General features: G+C 65.1%; 19 protein-coding genes. 16 read left to right on the top strand and 3 right to left on the bottom strand.

Going from position 1 to position 20,964, the window contains the following annotated elements; translation table 11 throughout:
* Positions 1–26: 26 nt before the first annotated feature.
* The 16 genes from rpmD (at position 27) to GQ464_RS07120 (ending at position 18,574) form a co-directional block, all read left to right on the top strand.
* Complete coding sequence (rpmD, locus tag GQ464_RS07195; RefSeq protein WP_166980943.1) at positions 27–212, top strand: 50S ribosomal protein L30; 186 nt, start codon at positions 27–29, stop codon at positions 210–212.
* A 123-nt stretch (positions 213–335) separates the two neighbouring features.
* A complete protein-coding gene (gene rplO / locus GQ464_RS07190; protein WP_166980945.1) occupies positions 336–800 on the top strand; it encodes a 50S ribosomal protein L15 in 465 nt (154 codons plus the stop codon).
* A gap of 71 nt (positions 801–871) precedes the next feature.
* Positions 872–2,191 (top strand): preprotein translocase subunit SecY, encoded by a 1,320-nt coding sequence (gene secY / locus GQ464_RS07185; RefSeq protein ID WP_166980947.1) that lies wholly within the window; start codon positions 872–874, stop codon positions 2,189–2,191.
* Positions 2,192–2,208: 17 nt separating this feature from the next.
* Positions 2,209–3,036, top strand: coding sequence for a type I methionyl aminopeptidase (map, locus tag GQ464_RS07180; protein ID WP_166980949.1), 828 nt, complete (start codon positions 2,209–2,211; stop codon positions 3,034–3,036).
* Positions 3,029–3,247 carry a translation initiation factor IF-1 gene (gene infA / locus GQ464_RS07175; RefSeq protein WP_166980951.1) on the top strand — a complete coding sequence of 73 codons (219 nt, stop codon included), beginning with the start codon at positions 3,029–3,031 and terminating at the stop codon, positions 3,245–3,247. The genes map and infA overlap by 8 nt, the downstream gene beginning before the upstream one ends.
* Positions 3,248–3,341: 94 nt before the next feature.
* Positions 3,342–3,458 (top strand): 50S ribosomal protein L36, encoded by a 117-nt coding sequence (gene rpmJ / locus GQ464_RS07170; RefSeq protein ID WP_166980953.1) that lies wholly within the window; start codon positions 3,342–3,344, stop codon positions 3,456–3,458.
* Positions 3,459–3,537: 79 nt separating this feature from the next.
* Positions 3,538–3,918, top strand: coding sequence for a 30S ribosomal protein S13 (gene rpsM, locus GQ464_RS07165; RefSeq protein WP_166980955.1), 381 nt, complete (start codon positions 3,538–3,540; stop codon positions 3,916–3,918).
* Positions 3,919–4,014: 96 nt separating this feature from the next.
* A complete protein-coding gene (rpsK, locus tag GQ464_RS07160) occupies positions 4,015–4,413 on the top strand; it encodes a 30S ribosomal protein S11 (protein ID WP_166980958.1) in 399 nt (132 codons plus the stop codon).
* Between the two features lie 90 nt (positions 4,414–4,503).
* Complete coding sequence (gene rpsD, locus GQ464_RS07155) at positions 4,504–5,106, top strand: 30S ribosomal protein S4 (protein ID WP_166980960.1); 603 nt, start codon at positions 4,504–4,506, stop codon at positions 5,104–5,106.
* A gap of 116 nt (positions 5,107–5,222) precedes the next feature.
* Positions 5,223–6,206, top strand: coding sequence for a DNA-directed RNA polymerase subunit alpha (locus GQ464_RS07150; protein WP_166980962.1), 984 nt, complete (start codon positions 5,223–5,225; stop codon positions 6,204–6,206).
* 99 nt (positions 6,207–6,305) lie between these two features.
* Complete coding sequence (gene rplQ, locus GQ464_RS19170; protein ID WP_272493457.1) at positions 6,306–7,007, top strand: 50S ribosomal protein L17; 702 nt, start codon at positions 6,306–6,308, stop codon at positions 7,005–7,007.
* A 282-nt stretch (positions 7,008–7,289) separates the two neighbouring features.
* Entirely contained in the window at positions 7,290–9,548 is a 2,259-nt protein-coding gene (locus GQ464_RS07140) for a RelA/SpoT family protein (RefSeq protein ID WP_166981167.1), read from the top strand.
* A gap of 398 nt (positions 9,549–9,946) precedes the next feature.
* Positions 9,947–10,339, top strand: coding sequence for an HU family DNA-binding protein (locus tag GQ464_RS07135; protein ID WP_166981164.1), 393 nt, complete (start codon positions 9,947–9,949; stop codon positions 10,337–10,339).
* 228 nt (positions 10,340–10,567) lie between these two features.
* Positions 10,568–11,005 (top strand): Holliday junction resolvase RuvX, encoded by a 438-nt coding sequence (ruvX, locus tag GQ464_RS07130; protein ID WP_166981161.1) that lies wholly within the window; start codon positions 10,568–10,570, stop codon positions 11,003–11,005.
* 1,166 nt (positions 11,006–12,171) lie between these two features.
* Positions 12,172–17,289, top strand: a complete 5,118-nt coding sequence (locus tag GQ464_RS07125; RefSeq protein WP_166981158.1) for a beta strand repeat-containing protein — start codon at positions 12,172–12,174, stop codon at positions 17,287–17,289.
* A 145-nt stretch (positions 17,290–17,434) separates the two neighbouring features.
* The gene (locus GQ464_RS07120) at positions 17,435–18,574 is read left to right on the top strand and encodes a T9SS type A sorting domain-containing protein (RefSeq protein ID WP_228350697.1); all 1,140 of its coding nucleotides are present in this window, start codon (positions 17,435–17,437) and stop codon (positions 18,572–18,574) included.
* 483 nt (positions 18,575–19,057) lie between these two features.
* Here GQ464_RS07120 and GQ464_RS07115 read toward each other — a convergent pair whose 3' ends face one another.
* The 3 genes from GQ464_RS07115 to GQ464_RS07105 all read right to left on the bottom strand — a co-directional run.
* The gene (locus GQ464_RS07115; RefSeq protein WP_166981168.1) at positions 19,058–19,369 is read right to left on the bottom strand and encodes a NifU family protein; all 312 of its coding nucleotides are present in this window, start codon (positions 19,367–19,369) and stop codon (positions 19,058–19,060) included.
* 73 nt (positions 19,370–19,442) lie between these two features.
* Positions 19,443–20,555 carry an Mrp/NBP35 family ATP-binding protein gene (locus GQ464_RS07110; RefSeq protein WP_166981152.1) on the bottom strand — a complete coding sequence of 371 codons (1,113 nt, stop codon included), beginning with the start codon at positions 20,553–20,555 and terminating at the stop codon, positions 19,443–19,445.
* A gap of 86 nt (positions 20,556–20,641) precedes the next feature.
* A partial coding sequence (locus GQ464_RS07105; RefSeq protein WP_279308427.1) for a Ppx/GppA phosphatase family protein occupies positions 20,642–20,964 on the bottom strand: 323 nt, incomplete at its 5' end.

Here is a 20,964-nt window from a genome sequence, read left to right as displayed (position 1 = left end):
CAGGCCGCTGGCCGAGACGAAGACCCATGCCGAAGCTGAAAATCACCCAGGTACGCAGCACGATCCGCCGGCCGGCGACGCAGAAGCGGACGATGGCCGCGCTCGGCCTGCGACGCCTGCACCAGAGCGTTCTGCACGAAGACACCCCGCAGATCCGCGGGATGATCGACAAGGTGCACCACCTCGTGCGGGTCGAAACGGTCGAATCCTAGAACCGGCGGCCTTTTTTCGGACCGCAGGCAAACATAAGCGGGCGTAAGGTCGTACATTTCCATTCGTTAAGCGAGTTCGTCCCGGATACGGCCGGGGCGGGCGTTCCTAGCCAGCGACAAGTCATGAACCTGAGTAATCTCAAACATGCCGAGGGGGCCCGGCGCAAGCGCAAGCGCATCGGGCGTGGTGTCGGGTCCGGTTACGGCGGGCACAGCTCCACGAAGGGCACCAAGGGGCAGAAGAGCCGCTCCGGGGCAAAAATTCCGGCGTGGTTCGAGGGCGGCCAGATGCCGTTGCAGCGGCGCGTGCCCAAGTTCGGTTTCAAGAATCCCTTCCGTAAGACCTATCGCGCCATCAACCTGACCCGGCTGGCCGCGCTCGTCGAGGCGGGGCGGCTCGATCCGGCGCAGGAGATCACCCCGGCGCTCCTGGTCGAGGCGGGTGCCGCCCGGGACGGGGAGCGCGTCAAGATCCTGGGCAGCGGAACCCTGGAGGTGGCGCTGAACGTCTCGGCGCATGCCTTCAGCGCCTCTGCGAAGGAGAAGATCGAAGCGGCCGGTGGCCGCACCACCGTCATCCAACCGTAGATTCCGGATGACGGAGGGCGAGGGCCCGGCCGGCCCGTTCGTCCTGCGCCATCCATCATCCGCGATCCGTTATGGCCGGTCTCGCTGAGAGTGTTCGAAACATCTGGAAGATCGAGGAGCTGCGGCGGCGTATCCTCTACACGCTCGGCCTGCTCATCGTCTACCGCCTGGGCACGTACGTGACGCTGCCCGGCGTCGATGCCCACGTCCTTGCCGAGATCAACGCGGCGGGTGGGGATCAGAACAACCTGTTCGGGCTGCTGGATATGTTCGTAGGGGGCGCCTTCAGCGCCGCCGGCATTTTTGCCCTGGGCATCATGCCCTACATCACCGCCTCGATCATCATCCAGCTCATGGGGGCGGTGGTGCCCTACTTCCAGAAGCTGCAGCGCGAAGGGGAGGAAGGGCGTCGCAAGATCACCCAGCTGACGCGCTACGGGACGGTCGGCATCACCGCCCTGCAGGCCGTCGGGTTTGCGATCAACCTGCAGTACGGGGCCACCGGGCAGGCCATCATCATCAACCCGACCTTCTTCATCTTCACCACGATGATCGTGCTGACGGCCGGCACGGTCTTCGTGATGTGGCTGGGCGAGCGTATCACCGAGAACGGCATCGGCAACGGCATCTCGCTGATCATCATGATCAGCATCATCGCCTTCCTGCCGACGGCGCTCATCAACGAGTTCGAGCTGGCCGGCAACCTGTTCATTTTCCTGGTCGAGATCGGCGTGCTGGCGCTGGTGACGGCCGGGGTGGTGCTGGTGACGCAGGGCACGCGCCGGATCCCGGTGCAGTACGCCAAGCGGGTCGTCGGGCGGCGGGTCTACGGCGGCACGACGCAGTACCTGCCGCTCCGGGTCAACGCGGCGGGCGTCATGCCGATCATCTTCGCCCAGTCGATCATGTTCGTGCCGGCCACGGTGGCGTCCTTCTTCCCGGACAGTGCGTTCATGCAGCAGTTCGGGGCCTGGTTCTCGGACATCTCCGGCTGGGGGTACTCCATCGTCTTCTTCTTCATCTGCGTCTTCTTCACCTATTTCTACACGGCCATCGCCGTCAACCCGAAGGAGATGGCCGACACGATGAAGCGGCAGGGCGGCTTCATCCCGGGGATCCGGCCGGGCAAGCAGACGAGCGAATTCATCGACAACATCCTGACGCGGATCACCCTGCCCGGCGCGATCTTCCTGGGCGTGGTGGCGATCCTGCCGGCCATTGCCATGCAGGCGGGCGTGACGCCTGGCTTCGCCCACTTCTTCGGAGGTACGAGCCTGCTCATCCTGGTCGGCGTGACGCTGGACACGCTGCAGCAGATCGAGAGCCACCTGCTGATGCGTCACTACGACGGGTTCATGAAGAGCGGCCGCGTGCGCGGGCGCCGCGTCTGAAAACACGACAGCGACGGATGGTACATCTGAAGAGCGATCGCGAACTGGCCCGTTTGCGGGAGAGTGCCGAGCTGGTCGGCCGGACGCTGGCCGAGGTGGCCCGGCACATCCGCCCCGGCGTGACGACGCGCGAGCTGGATGCGGTCGCCGAGGCGTTCATCCGTCGCCACGGGGCCGTGCCGGCCTTCAAGGGATACCAGGTGGGCGGGCGGGTCTTCCCGGCCACGCTCTGCGTCTCGCGGAACGACGTCGTGGTGCACGGTATTCCGGACGAGGTGCCGCTCGAGGAGGGGGACCTGCTCTCGGTCGATTGCGGGGTGGTGCTCAACGGCTATTACGGGGACAGCGCCTACACGTTTGCCGTCGGTGCGATCTCGGCCGAGCGGGTACAGCTCTGCCGCGTCACCTACGAGGCGCTGCTGAAAGGGATCGCCGAGTCGGTGGCGGGACGCCGCGTCGGCGACATTGCCTATGCCGTGCAGACCCACTGCGAGCAGTACGGCTACGGCGTCGTGCGGGACCTGGTCGGGCACGGCATCGGCCGTCGCCTGCACGAGGACCCGCAGGTTCCGAACTTCGGGCGACGGGGGACCGGCCGCAAGCTCAAGCCCGGCATGACCTTCTGCATCGAGCCGATGGTCAACCTGGGCACGGCCGAGGTCGTCACCGAGGCCGACGGCTGGACGGTCCGCACCGCCGACGGGCAACCTTCGGCGCATTACGAGCACATGGTGGCTGTGCAGCGCGGCGGCCCCCCCGAAGTGCTGACCACGTTCGCCTATATCGAGGAGGTGATCGGGACGCCTCCCTACAAGCTCAACGCAGAACTCATTCACCATGGCTAAACAGAAGCCGATCGAACAGGACGGGGAGGTCATCGAGGCCCTGCCCAACGCCCAGTTCCGCGTGCGTCTGGAGAACGGCCACGAGATTCTGGGACTGCTCTCGGGCAAGATGCGGATGCACTTTATCAAGATCCTGCCGGGTGACCGCGTCAAGGTCGAGCTCTCCCCCTACGATCTGACCAAGGGCCGGATCGTCTACCGGTACAAATGACGTCCGGCGAACTTATCGAGCGAAGCGGCGTTACACACCGGCTACGCGAAGTTTCCCCGGCTCCCTGTTTAGCCACCCAGCCCAGACCAGCGTCATGAAAGTTCGTGCCAGTGTCAAGAAGCGGAGCGCCGACGACAAGATCGTGCGTCGGAAGGGCCGCATCTATGTGATCAACAAGAAGAACCCCAAGCACAAACAGCGTCAGGGGTAGTTTCATCCCGGATTTCAGGCGTGGGCGTCGGGCCCCGGGAGGCCCCCTGTGCGCTGCAATCCACAACCTGCCATCAAACATGCCACGTATCGCTGGAGTTGACGTTCCTCCCCAGAAGCGCGGCGAGATCGCGCTCACGTCGATCTACGGGATCGGCCGGTCGCGGGCCCGGGAGATTCTGCAGCGGGCCGGGCTCGACGTCGACACGCGCCCGCAGGACTGGACGGAGGAGCAGACCCGCACCGTCCGCCGGTTGATCGAGGATCATTACATCGTAGAAGGGCAGCTTCGCACGGAGGTGCAGCTCAACATCAAGCGGCTGATGGACATCGGCTGCTACCGGGGGCTGCGTCACCGCCGGGGGCTGCCGGTACGCGGGCAACGCACACAGACGAACGCCCGCACCCGCAAAGGGAAGCGCAAGACCGTTGCCGGCAAGAAGAAGGCACCCCGTAAGTAAGACCGTGTCCGGCGGCCGGGCCGGGCCGGGTCTTCCCGTGAAGACCGGAGCCCGCCGGAGGCTGCCGGTCCGGAGCCGACCGCATCAAGCTAGACTATGGCAAAGAGACAGAGAGGCGGAAGCCGCGTCCGTAAGAAGAACGTCGTCGTCGAATCGAACGGGCAGGCCCACATCAAGGCGACCTTCAACAACGTGATCGTCACGCTCACCGACCAGTACGGCAACACGATCTCGTGGGCCAGCTCGGGTAAGATGGGCTTCAAGGGAAGCCGCAAGAACACGCCGTATGCGGCCCAGGTGGCGGCCTCGGCGGCGGCCAAGGAAGCCTATGACCTGGGCCTGCGCCGCGTGGACGTGTTCGTCAAGGGGCCCGGCGCGGGCCGCGAGTCGGCCATCCGCGCGCTGGCCAACGCCGGCCTCGAGATCGCCACGATCCGCGACGTGACGCCCATTCCGCACAACGGCTGCCGGCCGCCGAAGCGCCGCCGCGTGTGAGCCCTTCGGCCTAAGCCCGGTTACGGATACGCTGCGGGCGTATCCGTACGTTTGTTGTCCTTTTAAACAAACGAGACAGGAGCACCGACCATGGCCCGATACCGAGGCCCCAAACAGAAGATTGCCCGGCGGTTCCGGGAGCCGATCTTCGGCCCCAGCAAGGCCGTCGAGCGCAAGCCCTACCCGCCGGGGCAGCACGGCCGCTCGCGCCGCTCGAAAGAGAGCGAGTATGCCGTGCAGTTGAAAGAGAAACAGAAGGCGAAGTACACCTATGGGCTGCTCGAACGCCAGTTTCGCAACCTGTTCGAGAAAGCTTCGCGCAAGAAAGGCGTCACGGGCGAGAACCTGCTCAAGTTTCTCGAAGCCCGGCTGGACAACACCGTCTATCGCCTGGGCTTTGCCCGGACGCGCCGCCAGGCCCGGCAGCTCGTCAACCACGGCCACATCATGGTCAACGACCAGGTGGTTGACATCCCGTCGTACCAGCTTCGCAGCGGGGACGTCATCGCCGTCCGCCCGCGCAGCCGTAACCTCGAGGTGATCCGGGAGTCGCTCCAGCGCAGTCGCCGCAGCTTCCCCTGGCTGGAAGTGGACCGCAAGGCGATGCAGGGCAAGTTTCTCGACTACCCGAACCGGGAAGACATCCCGGAGAACATCCGCGAGCACCTCATCGTCGAGCTCTACTCGAAGTAGTGCCGCGCGGTGCCGGGGCGTGGGTTCCCTGCACGGGCGGAAGGGAACCATCCTGCAGGTGCGCCGGCCTCGGCCGGGGCCGCCTGCCATCCTGCTAAAGTATTGATCGATCTACTATGAGCACGTTTGCGATTCAAATGCCGGAAGGCGTTGAAGTAGAAGAGATCACCGAGACCTACGGGCGCTTTGTGATTCAACCGCTGGAACGGGGATTCGGCGTGACCATCGGGAACGCCCTGCGGCGTGTGCTGCTGTCCTCCCTGCCGGGGGTGGCCATCACGGCCGTCAAGATCGACGGGGTGCAGCATGAGTTCTCCACGATCCCGGGCGTGACCGAGGACGTGGCCGACGTGATCCTGAACCTCAAAGGGGTACGCTTCAAGGCGAACGAAAACGCCGAAGGCGTCATCCACCTGACGCTCAACGGCCCGGGGGCCTGGACGGCCGCCGACATCGGCAAGGCCACGAGCGACTACGAGGTGCTCAACCCCGACCACCACATCGCCACGCTGGCCGACGATGCCCACCTGAGCGTCGAACTGCGGCTCGGGCGCGGGCGCGGCTACGTCCCCGCCGACGAGAACAAACGCGCCGACGACCCCATCGGGGTCATCGCCGTCGATGCCATCTTCACGCCGATCGAAAACGTCCGGTACACCGTCAAGCAGACGCGCGTGGGACAGAAGATCGACTTCGAACGGCTCACGATGGAGATCGATACCGACGGCTCCATCGCCCCGGACGAGGCCCTGGCACAGGCCGCCACCATCTTGCGGGACCACGTCAACCTGTTCATCAAGATGGACAGCGAGCCCCAGCCGACCCCCGAGGAGAAGGAGGTCGACGCCGAGGTGCAGCGTATCCGCGAGTTGCTGGCCCAGTCGGTCGACGAACTCGACCTCTCGGTGCGGGCCCACAACTGCCTCAAGACGGCCAACATCAAGACGATCGGCGACCTCGTCCGCCGCGAAGAGTCCGAGATGCTGAAGTTCCGCAACTTCGGCCGGAAGTCCCTCCAGGAGCTGATCCAGGTGCTCGAAGAACGCAACCTGCACTTCGGCATGGACGTGGACAAGTACCTCGAAGAAGTTCGCAGCTAGCGTGCCGGTTGGCGGCGGCGCGTATCGCAAGCCGGATGCGGGGCCGCCCGGAGCCCGGCCACGGCCTGCCGTTCAACCGATCAATCCCGTACGGAAGTCATGAGACACCAACACAAAGGATTCAAGCTGGGCCGGACGCACAGCCACCGGAAGGCGACCCTGGCCGCCCTTTCGAACGCGCTGATTCGCCACAAGCGCATCACCACGACGGTGGCCAAGGCCAAGGCGCTGCGCATGTACGTCGAGCCGCTGATCAACCGGGCCAAACAGGACACCACGCACAACCGGCGGCAGGTCTTCCGCTACCTCCAGGACAAGCATGCCGTCAAGGAGCTCTTCGGTGAGATCGCCGAGCGCATCGGCGACCGGCCGGGCGGGTACACGCGGATCGTCAAGCTGGGCCGCCGGGCCGGCGATGCCGCCGAGCTGGCCATGATCGAGCTGGTCGATTACAACGACGTCAAGCCTGCCGGTGCCGGAGGGGCCTCGCGGCGCCGCACGCGCCGGGGCGGGGGCCGCCGTCGCCGGAGCCGGAGCACCGAGGCCGCCCCGGCGGCTGCCGCGGCCGAAGCCGCCACCCCCTCACCGGCCGAGCCGGAAGTGGAGGACGTGACCGCCGCCGAGGCGGTCGAGGAAACCCCGGTAGAAACGGCCGGGGCCGAAGCGACGCCGAAGGCCGAAGCCGAAGCGGCGGCAGAGCCGGCCGAGGCCGAAGCGACGCCGAAGGCCGAAGCCGGGGAAGAAGCGGCCGATACCGGTCATGAGGCCGGTCCGGAGGAAGAAAAAAAGGAAGGGGAATAGCGACCGGCCGGCGGGCACCGGAGCCGGGCGTAGCAGAGGCGCCCCCACGAACGACGCCCCGGGCCACGCAATACCCCCGTTTCGCAAAGGCGCTCTCGTTACGCCGGAGAGCGCCTTTTTGCGTTGGTGCCGTTTTTGAGACCGGGCCGGCCCGGGTTTGCGGAACTGACCTCGTTCTGGGTGTTAATAGATCTGGATTCCCGGTGTGCCCGTGATCAGGCGGGACGGCTGCGGGTTGTTGCGGATGATCATGGCGTCCCTATGCTTCAGGCTTCTCCCATATTGAAACAGGCCTCTGCCATCCTCAGGGGGCATGACCTGGCCGTCGAGCCCGTCTTTGAGGAACGGCTGGAGCGGTTGCTCGCCGGTTGCCGCATGTGCCTGCCTTCGGTGGACGAGGAACTGATCCGGCGCGCGTTCCGGCTGGCCTACTGGGCGCATCGCAACGACCGCCGCGCCACGGGAGAACCCTACATCGTCCACCCCCTCGAAGTGGCCGAGATCGTCGTGCACGACATCGGCTTCGACGACCTCAGCGTGGCGGCCGCCTTCCTGCACGACGTCGTCGAAGACACCGAGCTTTCGCTCGACTTCATCCGTGAGGAGTTCGGCGAGACGATGGCGAACATCGTCGACGGGGTCACCAAGATCAGCGGCGTCTTCGCCAGCCGCGAGCTCGGCCAGGCCGAGAACGTCCGCAAGCTCATGCTCTCGATGGCGACGGATATCCGCGTCATCCTCGTCAAGTTCGCCGATCGCCTGCACAACATGCGGACGATCGATTCGCTGCCGCGTCCGAAGCAGATCAAGATCGCCACCGAAACGCTCGAACTCTTTGCCCCGCTGGCGCACCGCTTCGGCCTGAACGCCGTCAAGAGCGAGCTCGAGGACCTGTCGCTCAAGGTGCTCAACCCCGAGGCCTACCGCGAGATCGTCTCCGGGCTGAAGGCCTCGCAGCAGGAACGGGAGGCCTACATCCGCTCCTTCATCGGCCCGCTCAAGCAGCGCCTCGAACAGGACGGCTTCCGGTTCGAGATCTATGGCCGCTCGAAGAACCTGTATTCGATCTACCGGAAGATGAAGCGGCAGGACAAGCCGCTCGACGAGATCTACGACGTCTTCGCCATCCGCATCGTGCTCGAGAGCGAGGGACGCAAGGGCAAGGAGGACTGCTGGCGCGTCTATTCGATCGTCACGGATCTGTACAAGCCGCTGCCCGAGCGCTTCCGCGACTTCATCTCCGTGCCGAAGTCGAACGGATACCAGAGCCTGCATACGACGGTGCTCGGGCCGGAGGGGCGCCGCGTCGAGGTGCAGATCCGCACGCGCGAGATGCACGAGATCGCCGAGCGCGGGGTGGCCGCCCACTGGAAGTACAAGGAAGGCGTTACCCGGGCCGACCCCCGTATGGAACAGTTCCTCGAATGGGTCCGGGACCTGCTCGAGAACCCGCGCCCGGAGCAGGCGACCGAGTTCGTCCGCGAGTTCCGGCTGAACCTCTACGAGGAGGAAATCTATGCCTTCACCCCGCGCGGGGACCTGATGACGCTGCCCCGGGGCGCCACCCCCGTCGACTTTGCCTTCAAGGTGCACACCGAGGTGGGGCTCCACTGCATCGGGGCCAAGGTGAACGGCAAGATGGTGCCCCTCTCCTACAAGCTCCAGAGCGGGGACCAGGTCGAGATCATCACCTCGAAGAAACAATCACCCAACCCGGACTGGATCAAGTTCGTCGTCACGCACAAGGCCCGTAGCCGCATCCGGCACTGGATCAACGAGTCGCGCCGGAAGGCGATCGAGCACGGGCGCGGGATCTGGCAGAAGCGCGCGCGCCGCGCCGGGCTGGAAGTGGACGAGCAGGAGCTCAACCGCGTCGCCAACCGGCTCAAGTTCCCGAACCAGCAGCAGTTGTTCTACGAGATCGGGGTCGGCCTCTTCGATGCCGACGAGCTGGTGCGGGCCATCCTCCGGGAGCGGGACGACGCGGCCGCGGGCGAGGAGGCGGAACAGGAGAAAGCCGCCCTGCGCCTGCAGTACGAGTCGTTCCTCGACACGGCACAGGCCTCGGGGCGCCCCGCCCTCATGATCGACGGCGAGCTGCACACCGACATCGTCACCAAATATGCCACCTGTTGCAACCCCATTCCCGGCGACGAGGTCTTTGGCTATGTGAGCCGGACCGGCAGCATCAAGATCCACCGCGTCAACTGCCGCAATGCCCCCCACCTGCTCATCAACCACCCGGACCGCGTCGTGCCCGTCGAGTGGAGCCGGCAGAAAGACGTGCAGTTCGTCGCGGCCCTGCGCATCATGGGGGAGGACCGCGTCGGCATCGTCAGCGACATCACCACCGTCATCTCCAAAAACCTCAAGACCAACATCCGCTCGATCACGGTCGACAGCGAGGACGGCGTCTTCGAGGGGACGCTGGTCCTCTACGTGAGCGACCTCGAACACCTGCGCCGCCTCATCGAACGGATCAAACGCATCGACGGCATCTACGGGGTCTATCGCTTCGAAGAACAGGCGGACGAGTCCTGACCCCCGCGTGAAAGGCCCTTGAAGATTGCGTGATAGTTCGCAAGAAGTTAAAAAAACCTCGCCCCGGGTCTTTTCCTTTTCTTTCCGGTAGAACGTATCTTCGGCACGGCTTCAAGTTGTTTATTTCGAGGGGGATGGTGTACGGGCACCAGCGGGATGTTTCGGCGCGGCGCAGGCGCGCCGCGAAGAAGCCACAAGCGCTTCCGTCCGCCCGGCTTACGGAGGGAAGGAAGCGGGCCGATTCAGGATGAACCGGCATGGGCCGCCCTGCCTGTGGGGCCGGGGCGTTGCCGGCGGTGCGATGTGCCGCTGCGCGGCGGCCTGCCGGGTGGACCGCCAACGGAATCGGTTTTTCGCCACAGCCAGCTAACCTCATGAAGAAACAAGGAGTTCAGACCATGTCGGAAAAACCTGTGACGCTGACGAAGAAGGATGTCGCACGGCGTGTCGCCGAGCTGATGAACGAGCCGATCTACAAGAGCGAGCCCTGGGTGAGTGCGGTCGTAACCGCGCTGGGCGAGCTCATGATCGAGGCCGACCCGGAAGTGCGCATCGAGCTGCGGGATTTCGGCGTCTTTGAGGTGAAGAAGACGAAGGCCAAACCGAAGGCACGCAACCCCAAGACCAACGAGACGGTCTTCATCCCCAGCCGGCGGAAAACCCACTTCAAGCCGAGCAAGCGGCTGAAGGAGGTGCTGCAGAAGCCCCTGAAGGAGTTGAACTACGAAATCCCTGAAGGGAGTGCCGATCATCCCGAGGAGGCCGTCCTGCACGAGAACGGTCGTTCCTGAGCGGGGGGGATCCCGCACGCGCCGGACGTGTTACGGGCGGGCCGGAGGAGCGGAGGCTCTTCGGCCCGTTCCTTTTGCCCGTTGCCCGTTGAACGTTTTCAGGTTGCCCGTTGAACGTTTTCAGGTTGCCCGTTGAACGTTTTCAGGTTGCACGTTGTATGTGGGCGGCGGGTCGCCCGGCCGGGAGGCACGATGCCGATTCAGTTTTGAACGGGTGTTCGACACGTCATGCTGGAACCGATCGGAGCGCCGCGTATCGTCGCGGTCGATTATGGAACGAAGCGCGTCGGCCTGGCCGTGGCGGATCCGCTCCGTCTCTTTGCCCGTCCGTTCGGGACCTATGGCCCGTCGGAGGCCGTGGCGGTGCTCCGGCAGCTCCGGGCCGAGGAGGGCATCGAGGTGATCGTCGTCGGGTGGCCGCTCCTGCCCGACGGCACCGAAGGCGCGGCCACCCGGCGCGTGCGACAGTACATCAACCGGTTGCGGAACGCCCTGCCCGGGGTCGAGATCGTCACGTGGGACGAGCGGTACACGTCGGAGATGGCCCGGCAGGCCATCCGGGAGGCGGGAGCCCGTCGCAAAGCCCGCCGCGACAGGGCCCGCGTCGATGCCGCCGCCGCCGCCGTCATCCTGCAGGAATACCTGGACGCCGGTTCTCGGGAATGACGGCGCAGCAACGTGCTGCTCCGAAGGCTGTATTATAGCGGAGGTCATTTTTATTGAGGGCATGGCTGCCCTGAGCGAACGGCCCACGTGTAGCCGCGGATCTGGACGCGTTGCGCGTCCCGTCGGCCCGGGCTGCCCACGTGTAGCCGCGGGCTTCAGCCCGGGTTCTCCGGTGGGCCATGGGGCGCACCCGTGAAGGGTGCGGCTACATCGCGCTGCACACCGACGCCTTCAATGGCTATGACCCGCTTGAGAGTTACGCAGTAGGCGACGAAGCCGTCACGTTGCTTTCCTTTCGCTTCGTGGCAGGCCCCTCGACCAGGGAGAGGGCGACCCCCATCCCCCCTTCGGGGACCTTCCCCCTGCGTGGCCTGCGGCCAGGGGGAAGGGTCTGGCGTTGCGCAGTGCGTCGCACCAGATCCTCCCCATGCGAAGGGGCGGTGTCGCGCAGCGACGGAGGGGTAGGATCTGGACGATGGCGATGTCGCGGCGGGGTTTGACCCCCATCCCCCCTTCGGGGTACTTCCCCCTGTGCGGCCGCCGGGGGCGGCCAGGGGGAAGGGCTCGGGTTGGCACGACGCGGCCGTCCGGATCCTCCCCATGCGAAGGGGAGGTGTCGCGAAGCGACGGAGGGGTAGTCCTGCTATCCCACAGGTTTCAACTGCGTAACATCAGTTTGTAAAACAAAGACTTCCTGTTTTTTCTTGCCCGGGCCGTTGTGAGCCGTCACGCATGTGTTCGCCGGGCCTGGCATAAATGCATAGAGCGGGATGGGCAAATTTTCGTGTACGCTGCTACAGCGGCAAACCGGGATGGTTCTGTACCAGATCGGGTTGAGAAAGGGATAAAAGCGCAGGAATGACCTTTTTGCTTGATCTGTCCGGGCATGGATATTTATATTGGCGCGTTCGAAAAAGTCGTTTTGTGAATAAAGCGTGAAGGCGCACGAGAGGGAAGGGGGCGATAGAGTGTTGCCATTTCTTCGTGTGTATACCTTCGACGGACGGCAGGCTTGTGTTTCTGGCCTGTGCCGTCTAACTTTCTAACGCTTTTTCTTAACCTGAAACCAGAAACCGTACGGGGGGCCCTGTTCTGTTGCGGGGCTATACTCTAGCAGCAAGCGAGAAGCAAGATACCAACCAGACTCAGAAAAGGAGGTGCGCTCTATGAGCACGTTGCAACGACTGCCGGCGGCCTTACTGGCCGTCTTTGCCTTTCTGCTCGTCGGTGCCGGAGGCGCCCGGGCACAGGTAACCGTTTCCGGGGGTGAAGGGACCATCAATGGTACCTATACCACCGTTGATGCGGCCATCACGGCGATCAACGGGGTGGGGAGCAATGGGGCACAGTCCATTGTGGTTGCCATCAACCCCGGTTCGTTTACGATTACCCAGGCGTTGACCAACAAGGAGGATAACATCACGTTCGTTGCCGAAAGCGGTAGTGTAACGCTGAACAGCCTGAACCTGAACGCGGGGACGGTTAACTTCGGCGATGGTACGGACGCCTCGACGTTTGTGCTGAACAGCCTGGGGTTGACGATCGAGTCGCCGAGTGCCATGGCGGTTACGGTGGCGGCCCAGGCCTCGGTGACCATCGGCAGCGGTAGCATCTTTAGCAATGGTGTTACGCTCACGGTTAATGACGGTGGTACGCTCTCGCTTGCGGCCAACCTGACCGTGAATGGTACGCTGGCTGTCGATCCCGACGGTGGCGACTCCGGTACCACGCCCGCCGTTGTGGACCTCGGCGGCAACACGCTCACCGTGGCCAACGGCGCGACGCTGACGAACGATGGTCTGATCCAGAACGGCACGGTGGCCACAGCCAGTGGCAGCACGGCGACCAGCTCGACCTTCAACGGCAGCGGGACCTTCCCGAATCTTACCATTGGTTCCAACCATACGGCAGCCTTTGGTGCCACCACGCCCACGGTTAGCGGTAGCCTCACCGTTACCGGTGTGCTGAGTGGTACCGGTACGGTGACGCTGAGCGGTGCCAACACGACCCACACGGTGTCGGGCGATGTGGATCCCTCGCTGCAGATCTCGGCCAGCGGTGTGACGATCAACGGGGACACGGGCAGCAGCGTGGCCTCGGAGCTGGGCAATGTGACGGTTGCCTCGAACGCGAGTGCGACCATCCAGAGTGTCAAGACCATTGCCGGGGATGTGACGGTTGCCTCGCAGGCCAGCCTTCAGGCTTCGCTGGGCGGCAGCAGCCCTACGATCACCGGAAACGTTACGGTGAACCAGAATGCCAGCCTGAGCCTGGGCAATGCCACGGTCAGTGGCAATGTAACGGTGAACGCCATCAGCCTTCAGCCCAGCTCCATGCTGCTGACCGGCAATGTGACGGTGAATGGAACCTTTACCGTAGTAGACTTTGCCACGCTGGATATCGGCACCCATACGCTCACGCTCGGAGATGATATTACGGTGGCGACCAATGCTGCCGTAGCGGGCACCGGTACCTTCAAGCTGACGGGCAGCACCGCCGGTCATAACTTCAACGGCAAGTCGATTGCCAACCTGTCGGTCGCAGCTGCGGCGACGATCAACAGCAACGTGACGGTGACGGGTTCGTTGACGGTGGATGATGGTGACACCACCTCGGGTGAGGGGCTGTTTACCATTGCAGGTGGTAACACCGTGACGGCCTCCGGCACGGTGACCCTGAAGGATGACTTCGCCGCCGCGACCGGTACGCTGAAGGTGGGAGGCACGATGGTCCAGGCCCCCTTCGACTCGAATGCCGGCTTCACGACCGTGCAGCTCCCGGCGGTGACCATCGACGCGGCCGCCGGGGTCATGCTCACCTCCAGTGGACCGAGCTCCGGTACGTTCCAGGTGCAGGGGACCTTTACCCACACGCAGGGCGAGGTTTCCCTCGGCAGCAACCATCTGGAGTTCCAGGGTAATTACACCTATACGGCCGGCTCCTATGTGGCCAATGGCGGGAACGTCATCTGGAACAGCGCCGGCACCTTCAGCACGGGCGGCGGCACGGTGTCCTTCCCGAACCTGACGGTCAGCCAGGCGCTCACGGCCGGTAACGACGACAGCATCGAGATCCGGAACACCCTCGTCGCCAATGCCGCCATCTCGGTGGATGGTGACAGCGATGACAGCGGCGACGTGATCATCCTCGACGGGGCTTCCGTCACCTATGGCGTCGACCAGGCCCTGGGCACCGATGCCGACGACGTGGTGCTGGGGAGTGACCTGAATGTGACCTACACGGGCGCGGCGACTACGAATGTCGAGCTTCCGGCTTCCGTGGCCACGCTCACCGCGCAGGCCGCTCTGACGGTTGATCAGAATGTCACCGTCAACAGCAAATTGACGGCCGACGGTGCCGCGATTTCTGTGAGCAACGGCGGTGCTACGGTCACGTTGACGGTGGCCTCGGGCGGTACGATTGAACGTGCCAATAATGGCTCGTTTAGCGAGACGTCCGACGACAAAATCGCCGTCACCGACTATCACCTGGTGTATTCGGATGATGTGGGTACGGCCTATGTTGCCGGTGGGGAGTTGAAAACGTCGGCAAACATCCTCTCGCTGACGGTGAAAGACACGAACACCGGTGTGGCCGGTACCCCCACGCTTGATCTCCCGGATGCCAATGTCACGGTCGGGGACCTGATCCTGGATAATGGTGAGGTTTACATCACCACCACGTCGGCCAGCCGGACGCTGACGGTTACCGGGAATGCCACGGTCATCGGCGTAGGCAACGTGGAAGCCGGGGCCGGTAATCCGGGGACGCTGGCGTTTGCCGGCTCGTCGGCGCAGACCTTCACGGTGCCGTCCGCCGGGATGACGTTTGCTTCCGGCAGCCCGGATCCGGTTCACCTGCAGGTCAACAACGCGGCCGGCGTCATGGTCTCGGGGGGCAACCTGACCATCAACGACAACGACGTCAACACGATCATCCTGACCAAGGGGCTGCTCCAGACGGGTAGCACCAACTGGATCGCGCCGGCGTTTGACAGCGCCACCGATGCGGCCCTGGTGGACGTCTCCTCGGGCAAGGGGGCCATCCGGGGCAACGTGCGCCTGCCTCTGGAGGATGCCGGTAGTGAAGACACCAACGCGGAAGCTTATGTGCTGACGTTCGGTGCGCTGGGCACCTACGATGCCGATGCCGACGTGGCCCACCTGCGGCCGGCCGTGTTCACCTTCCAGAACGACGAGACGCTGCAGGCCAGCGGCGTGCAGCACCTGTTCGCCGGCTACTTCGACGGCGACCCGGCCGGCAGCAACGGCTTCCCGCTGATGGATGGCAGCCTCGTCATCAACCGCTACCCGAGCTTCTACTGGCTGGTGCGGAGCAGCGGGACGCTGCCGAGCAACGTGGTGTACGACCTGCGGTTTGAAGCGGAGGGCTACAACGAGTTCGTGGCCGAAGACGTCAACAACACGCGCCTGATCCGCCGCTTCGACGGTTCGACGGCGAACCCGTGGGCCCTGATCACCGGTACGGCCGGGTATAACAACTTCAACGCCAGCCCGTCGAACGATCATCCGGTGGTCCGTGTCGGAGGCGTCTCCGGGGCCGTGGAGACCACGACCCAGCGCTTCACCTTTGGTCTGGAGACCAACCTGGTGGCCGAGCAGCCGGATGCCGTGGAACTCAACGCCGGCATGACGGCGAACGTCACGCTGACGCCGGACGTCTTCATGGGCGGGTCGCCCTTCCTGACGCCTCCGCCGAGCTACACCTATGTGGTGAGCACGTCGAACGCGGACGCGGCGACGGCGACCACGAGTGGCGACACGCTCGTCGTGACGGCCGTGGCGGCCGGTGCGGCCACGATCACGATCACGGCCACCGACCGCCTGGGGGTGAGCACGAGCACGACGCTCGATGTCACCGTCAACGCGGACCTGGTGGCGCAGGGTACGATTGCCAACCGGGGTGTCAACCTGAACCAGACGGTCCAGGTCGCCCCGCTGGGAACGTACTTCACCGGTGGTAAGGCGCCCTACGCCTTCTCGGCGGCCTCGAACGACACGACGGTAGCCACCGTGGCGGTCAGCAACGATACGCTGACGGTCACGGGCGTCGGCACCGGTACGGCCGAAGTGACGGTGACGGCCACCGACGCCCTGGGCGACACGGCCACGCAGGCCTTCTCGGTCACGGTCAACACCGGGCTCGTCGCCGTCGACTCGCTCGGTACGATCACCCTGATCGTGGGCGAGGATAGCACGGCCACGCTGAGCGGTCTCTTCGCCGGCGGCACGCCGCCGGTCACCTTCGCCGCCGCCAGCAGCGACGAGGCCGTTGCCACGGCTGCGGTCAGCGGGGACACCCTGACGGTGACGGCCGTGGCGGCCGGCATGGCCACGATCACGGTGACGGCCACCGACTCGCTCGGTGTGCAGGCCGGCTTCAGCTTCGAAGTGGCCGTGGGGCTGTCCCAGGGTGACGTCAACGGCGACGCCTCGTTCGACGTGGCCGATGTGGTGCTGGTGCTGCAGGCCATCGTCGGCCAGGTGACGCTCACGGATGTGCAGCAGGCTGCGGCCGACTTCAACGGCGACGGCGAGGTCGATGTGGCCGACGTGGTGCTGATGCTGCAGGCGCTCGCCGGCGGCTCCGGCAAGACGACGGCCGTGCGTCTGAGCGACGTGGCCGGTGAGGCCGCCTGGGGTGAAGTCACGTTCGAAAACGGCGTGGCGATCGTCCCGGTGGCGCTGAAAGCCGCCCAGAACGTGCACGGCATCGAGCTGGAGATCCCCGTGCCGCAGGAAGTGGAGTTCGAGGCGATCCAGGCCTCGCTGCCTGAAGGCTGGATGGTGGCCCACCACTTCGACGCCGAAGCACGGGTGCTGCGTGTGGCGATGGCGGGGCTGCAGCCGGCCGCCGATGAGGTCGTCCGCCTGCACTTCCGTGCACAGGGCGATGTGAAGACGGTCAACGGGCTGCAGGGCACGGTGCGCCTCAACGCCAAGACGACGGCCGAGCTGGCTCCGGTGGCACTCGTCGAAGTGCCCGAGGTCTATGCCCTGGAGACCAGCTATCCGAACCCGTTCCGGAGCCATACGAACATCAAGTACCAGCTTCCGGAAGAGGTCCACGTCCGCCTGGTGGTCTATGACATCCAGGGACGTGAGGTCGCACGGCTCGTGGATTCGGCCCAGAAGCCTGGTTACCACACGGTGATCTGGGATGGGCGGACCGATGCCGGCACGCCGGCTGCCTCCGGTCTCTACCTCTATCGCCTGGAGGCCGGCAGCTTCTCGGCTGTGCGCAAGATGATGTTGGTCCGATAATTGCCAGCCGGGTGATCCGGGGCGCCACACCGGCGCCCCGGATCGCCTGAAAGGCTTTTGCTCTGCCCATATGAAATCACGAGAGATTGAGGTTGCCGACATGAGGAAATTTCTTACAGAACGAAATGCAGCACTGCTTCTGGGGATGCTGCTGCTTGGCGCAACGGTGGGGAGCGCGGCAGCCCAGTCCGTCAGTGTTGGCCCGATCGCCGGAGCACCCGGCGAAACGGTGACGGTCCCCATCTTCATCAGCGATAGCCCGGCCCTTTCGGGGGTTCAGGTTAACGTCGCCTTCGATACGGAAGGCGCTGCGGTGATCGAAGGGGCTGAAACCGAGGGTACGGTGGCCGGCGATCTGATCGCCGCCGGCGGTTTTTCGCAGCAGGGCAGCACCGGCTTTGTCGCGGCCGCCGCCTCGGCCGTCGAGGTGACGCGCGATCAGGTCGTCGCCCTGCGCTTTACCCTGAGTGATGAACCGGTGGCCAGTGAAGCCACCGTCACGGTCAAGCTGTCGGTGGGCGACAACCCGCCGCAGAGCCAGACGTTCGAACTGGGCACGGTGGCCGTCGCCGGCAATGTGGACGTTACCATCCCGACCGACGTGCTGCTCACCGACCGGCCCGACACGCTGGCACTGGAGGTGGGCGACCTGACCGACCTGGGCGTTCACGGTTATCAGTTCGACCTGGTCTATGACCCGGGCGTGCTGTCCATCACCGACGTCCTGCGCGAAGGCACCCTCTCTGACGTTCAGGGGTCCTCGTTCATCTCCCAGCAGGTGGCAGACGGGCGCTACCGCGTCGTCTATGCCCACACGGCGCCCCTCTCCGGGGCCGGCCTGTTGCTGGCTTTCGGCGTCGACGTGTCACCCAACAGCGGCGTGAGAGTACGCTTCGAGAACGTCAAGTTCGTCGATGGGGAAGGCAACCTGGTGCCCGTCGTCACGCGGGATAAGACCATCCTGGTCAGTGCTACCTCCAACGAACCGGGAGAAACCGTGCCGTCCCAGTTCGCCCTGACGGGGATCTATCCGAACCCGTTCCAGGACCGGATCAACGTACGGCTCGATCTGCCCCAGCCGATGGCGGTCGAAGTTACCCTCTACGACGTGCTCGGACGCGAAGTGCGGACGGACCGGCTTGGTACCCTCGCTGCCGGGGCCGGCAACCTGCTGGCCGTGAACGGCAGTGGCCTGTCGGCCGGCATCTACTTCCTCAGGGTGCGGGCTACGGCCAACGATGGTAAGGTACATCAGCACGTGGCCCGTGTCGTCCGCCTGAAGTAAGGCACTTAAGAGCGCACCGGATTTTCCCCTGCCGGCAGGCAAAAATTGCCTGTCCACCCGGCAGCAGGAAACGTGCCACAGTGGGAGACCAGATGCCTGGTCTCCCACTGTGCATTTGATACCTGCTCTACGAAATGTTTGTGTATGGTATCGGTGAGCGGACGCACCGACAGACCACTGGTAGTGTTGCCCGGCCGGTCGACGCTGCGGTGAGGCTCCGCTGCGTGCACCTGGAAAGCAGGGCATATAGCGTTGGTTGAAGTGTCGTTGTGCAGCGCAATGTAGCCGCACCCTTTATGGGTGCGCCCCCTGTCCGCCGGCGTGCCCGGGCCGGCGGGACGCGCAACGCGTCCAGATCCGCGGCTACGTGTGGGCCGTTCGCTAAGGGCAGCCATGCCCTCCATAACCATGACCTCCGCTATAAAAAAACCCCGACACGCCGGAACGTTCGGGGCAGGGAGCCGGAGAGCAGGGAAGGGTGCGTCAGTAGGCGGCCGGGGCGTTGACGGCTTCGACGCGGGTGATCTGTGGGATCGTGCGCTTGAGCGCCTGCTCGATGCCGGCCCGCAGCGTCATCGTGCTCATCGGGCAGGTACCGCAGGCCCCCAGCAGCTCCAGCTCGACGACGTAGTCCTCCGTGATGTCGAGCAGGCGGACCGAACCGCCGTCGGCCATCAGGTAGGGCCGCAGCATGTCCAGCGCTTCCTCGATGCGCTGGCGCAGCTCCGGATCTTCGCCGGGACGGTAGGGCTCCTCGGCCGGTGCCGGCTTCGGGGTTTGCTTTTCGTCGGGCATGGTCATGCGATGAAGTCAGTCAGGATGCTCGGGCTTTAACGACCGGCAATGCAAAAAGATCGGGTGCGGCGTCCTAACGGTAGGAGATTTCTACCGGCGGGGTGGACGGGAGTGTGGCATGGTGCAGGGCCGTCTGGCGGGCCACCTGCCCGGCAAGGTGCGTGAAGGCCCGGGCCGAGACGCTCTCCGGGGCAGCGAGCACGACCGGGGTGCCGGCGTCGCAGCTCTCCCGGAGCGACTGTTCGATGGGCACCTCTCCGAGAAGCGGTACGCCCAGCTCTTCGGCCAGGCGACGTGCCCCCCCCTCGCCGAAAAGGTAGTACTTGCGGTCCGGCAGGTCCGGCGGGGTGAAGTAGGCCATGTTCTCGACGAGGCCGAGCACCGGCACGTTCACCTGTTCGAACATGGCTACTCCTTTGCGGGCGTCGGCCAGGGCCACGTCCTGCGGGGTCGAGACGATGATGGCGCCGGAGAGCGGGACGGTCTGCACGATGGTGAGCTGGATGTCGCCGGTGCCGGGCGGCAGGTCCAGGACGAGGAAGTCGAGCGCGCCCCAGGCCGTGTCGTTCAGAAACTGCCTGACGGCGCTCGAAACCATCGGCCCCCGCCAGATGACGGCTTTGTCGGGATCCACGAGGAAGCCCATCGAGAGCAGCTTCACCCCGTGCTGCTCCAGGGGAATGATCTTGCGAGCGTCGTTGACGCGGGGCCGGGCCTCCTTCAGCCCGAACATCGTCGGGATGGAAGGGCCATAGATGTCGGTGTCGACCAGGCCGACATCGTAGCCGGCGCGTGCCAGCGCCACGGCCAGGTTGACGGCCACGGTGCTCTTGCCCACGCCGCCCTTGCCCGAGGCCACGGCGATGGTGTGTACGGGGCGTTCCTCGGCTTTCGGCGTCTCGGCGCCGCTGAGCGTGAGGTCATCGCCCAGGCCGATCATCTCGTTGTCGACATGGACGTTCACCTGCACCGCCGGGCCAAGGGCCGCGTGGACCGCCTGCCGGGCCTGCTCGGCCGCCGTCCGCGCGAAGGGGGCGGCGGGGTTTTTGAGCAGGAGTGTGAATGCGACGGTGTCGCCCTCGACGCGGAGATCCTTCACCAGCCCGAGACGGACGATGTCCTTGCCCCGGTCCGGGTCCACCACCGTGGCGAGCGCGTCAAGAATCCGTTCGAGAGAGGTCGTCATGGGGCCGTTCGTCGAGCGCCGAAAAGGAGCCGGATGGGGACGATAGGACCCGCGCCGGGAGCCATTGTTCCGCCTTCGTCCGATCCTCAACGTAGGCCGTTCCGGTAGAAAAAACGCAGGGCGAGGCCGTGACGCAGGCTGCGCGGGCTGACCCGGCAGGCGGTGGCCCCGGTGTGCCGCATCAGCGCTTCGAAGAGGAGCACGCCGGTGGGGAAGACATCGGCGCGGCCGGTCATGAGCGCCGGGTTGAGGGCCAGCACCTCGTCGTACGTGGCGGCCAGGAGGCGCCGCCGCCACCGCACCACGTCGGTGCGGGTGAGGGTGACGCCGCCGGGGGGCCAGGCGGACAGGCCCCGGTGCAGCAGGGCCAGCACCACGGCCGTCCCCGCCGCGCCGATGAGGGGGCGGC

The sequence above is a fragment of the Rhodocaloribacter litoris genome (genome assembly GCF_011682235.2).
GTDB classification, from domain to species: domain Bacteria; phylum Bacteroidota; class Rhodothermia; order Rhodothermales; family ISCAR-4553; genus Rhodocaloribacter; species Rhodocaloribacter litoris.
The sequence above is the reverse complement of the archived record's forward strand: the minus strand, read 5'-3'. Positions and strand labels throughout refer to the sequence as shown.

Bases quoted from the DNA above. Each gene is read 5' to 3' on its own strand.
- rpmD (WP_166980943.1), top strand. From the start codon at position 27: ATGCCGAAGCTGAAAATCACCCAGGTACGCAGCACGATCCGCCGGCCG.
- rplO (WP_166980945.1), top strand. From the start codon at position 336: ATGAACCTGAGTAATCTCAAACATGCCGAGGGGGCCCGGCGCAAGCGC.
- secY (WP_166980947.1), top strand. From the start codon at position 872: ATGGCCGGTCTCGCTGAGAGTGTTCGAAACATCTGGAAGATCGAGGAG.
- map (WP_166980949.1), top strand. From the start codon at position 2,209: ATGGTACATCTGAAGAGCGATCGCGAACTGGCCCGTTTGCGGGAGAGT.
- infA (WP_166980951.1), top strand. From the start codon at position 3,029: ATGGCTAAACAGAAGCCGATCGAACAGGACGGGGAGGTCATCGAGGCC.
- rpmJ (WP_166980953.1), top strand. From the start codon at position 3,342: ATGAAAGTTCGTGCCAGTGTCAAGAAGCGGAGCGCCGACGACAAGATC.
- rpsM (WP_166980955.1), top strand. From the start codon at position 3,538: ATGCCACGTATCGCTGGAGTTGACGTTCCTCCCCAGAAGCGCGGCGAG.
- rpsK (WP_166980958.1), top strand. From the start codon at position 4,015: ATGGCAAAGAGACAGAGAGGCGGAAGCCGCGTCCGTAAGAAGAACGTC.
- rpsD (WP_166980960.1), top strand. From the start codon at position 4,504: ATGGCCCGATACCGAGGCCCCAAACAGAAGATTGCCCGGCGGTTCCGG.
- GQ464_RS07150 (WP_166980962.1), top strand. From the start codon at position 5,223: ATGAGCACGTTTGCGATTCAAATGCCGGAAGGCGTTGAAGTAGAAGAG.
- rplQ (WP_272493457.1), top strand. From the start codon at position 6,306: ATGAGACACCAACACAAAGGATTCAAGCTGGGCCGGACGCACAGCCAC.
- GQ464_RS07135 (WP_166981164.1), top strand. From the start codon at position 9,947: ATGTCGGAAAAACCTGTGACGCTGACGAAGAAGGATGTCGCACGGCGT.
- ruvX (WP_166981161.1), top strand. From the start codon at position 10,568: ATGCTGGAACCGATCGGAGCGCCGCGTATCGTCGCGGTCGATTATGGA.
- GQ464_RS07125 (WP_166981158.1), top strand. From the start codon at position 12,172: ATGAGCACGTTGCAACGACTGCCGGCGGCCTTACTGGCCGTCTTTGCC.
- GQ464_RS07120 (WP_228350697.1), top strand. From the start codon at position 17,435: ATGCTGCTGCTTGGCGCAACGGTGGGGAGCGCGGCAGCCCAGTCCGTC.
- GQ464_RS07115 (WP_166981168.1), bottom strand. From the start codon at position 19,369: ATGCCCGACGAAAAGCAAACCCCGAAGCCGGCACCGGCCGAGGAGCCC.
- GQ464_RS07110 (WP_166981152.1), bottom strand. From the start codon at position 20,555: ATGACGACCTCTCTCGAACGGATTCTTGACGCGCTCGCCACGGTGGTG.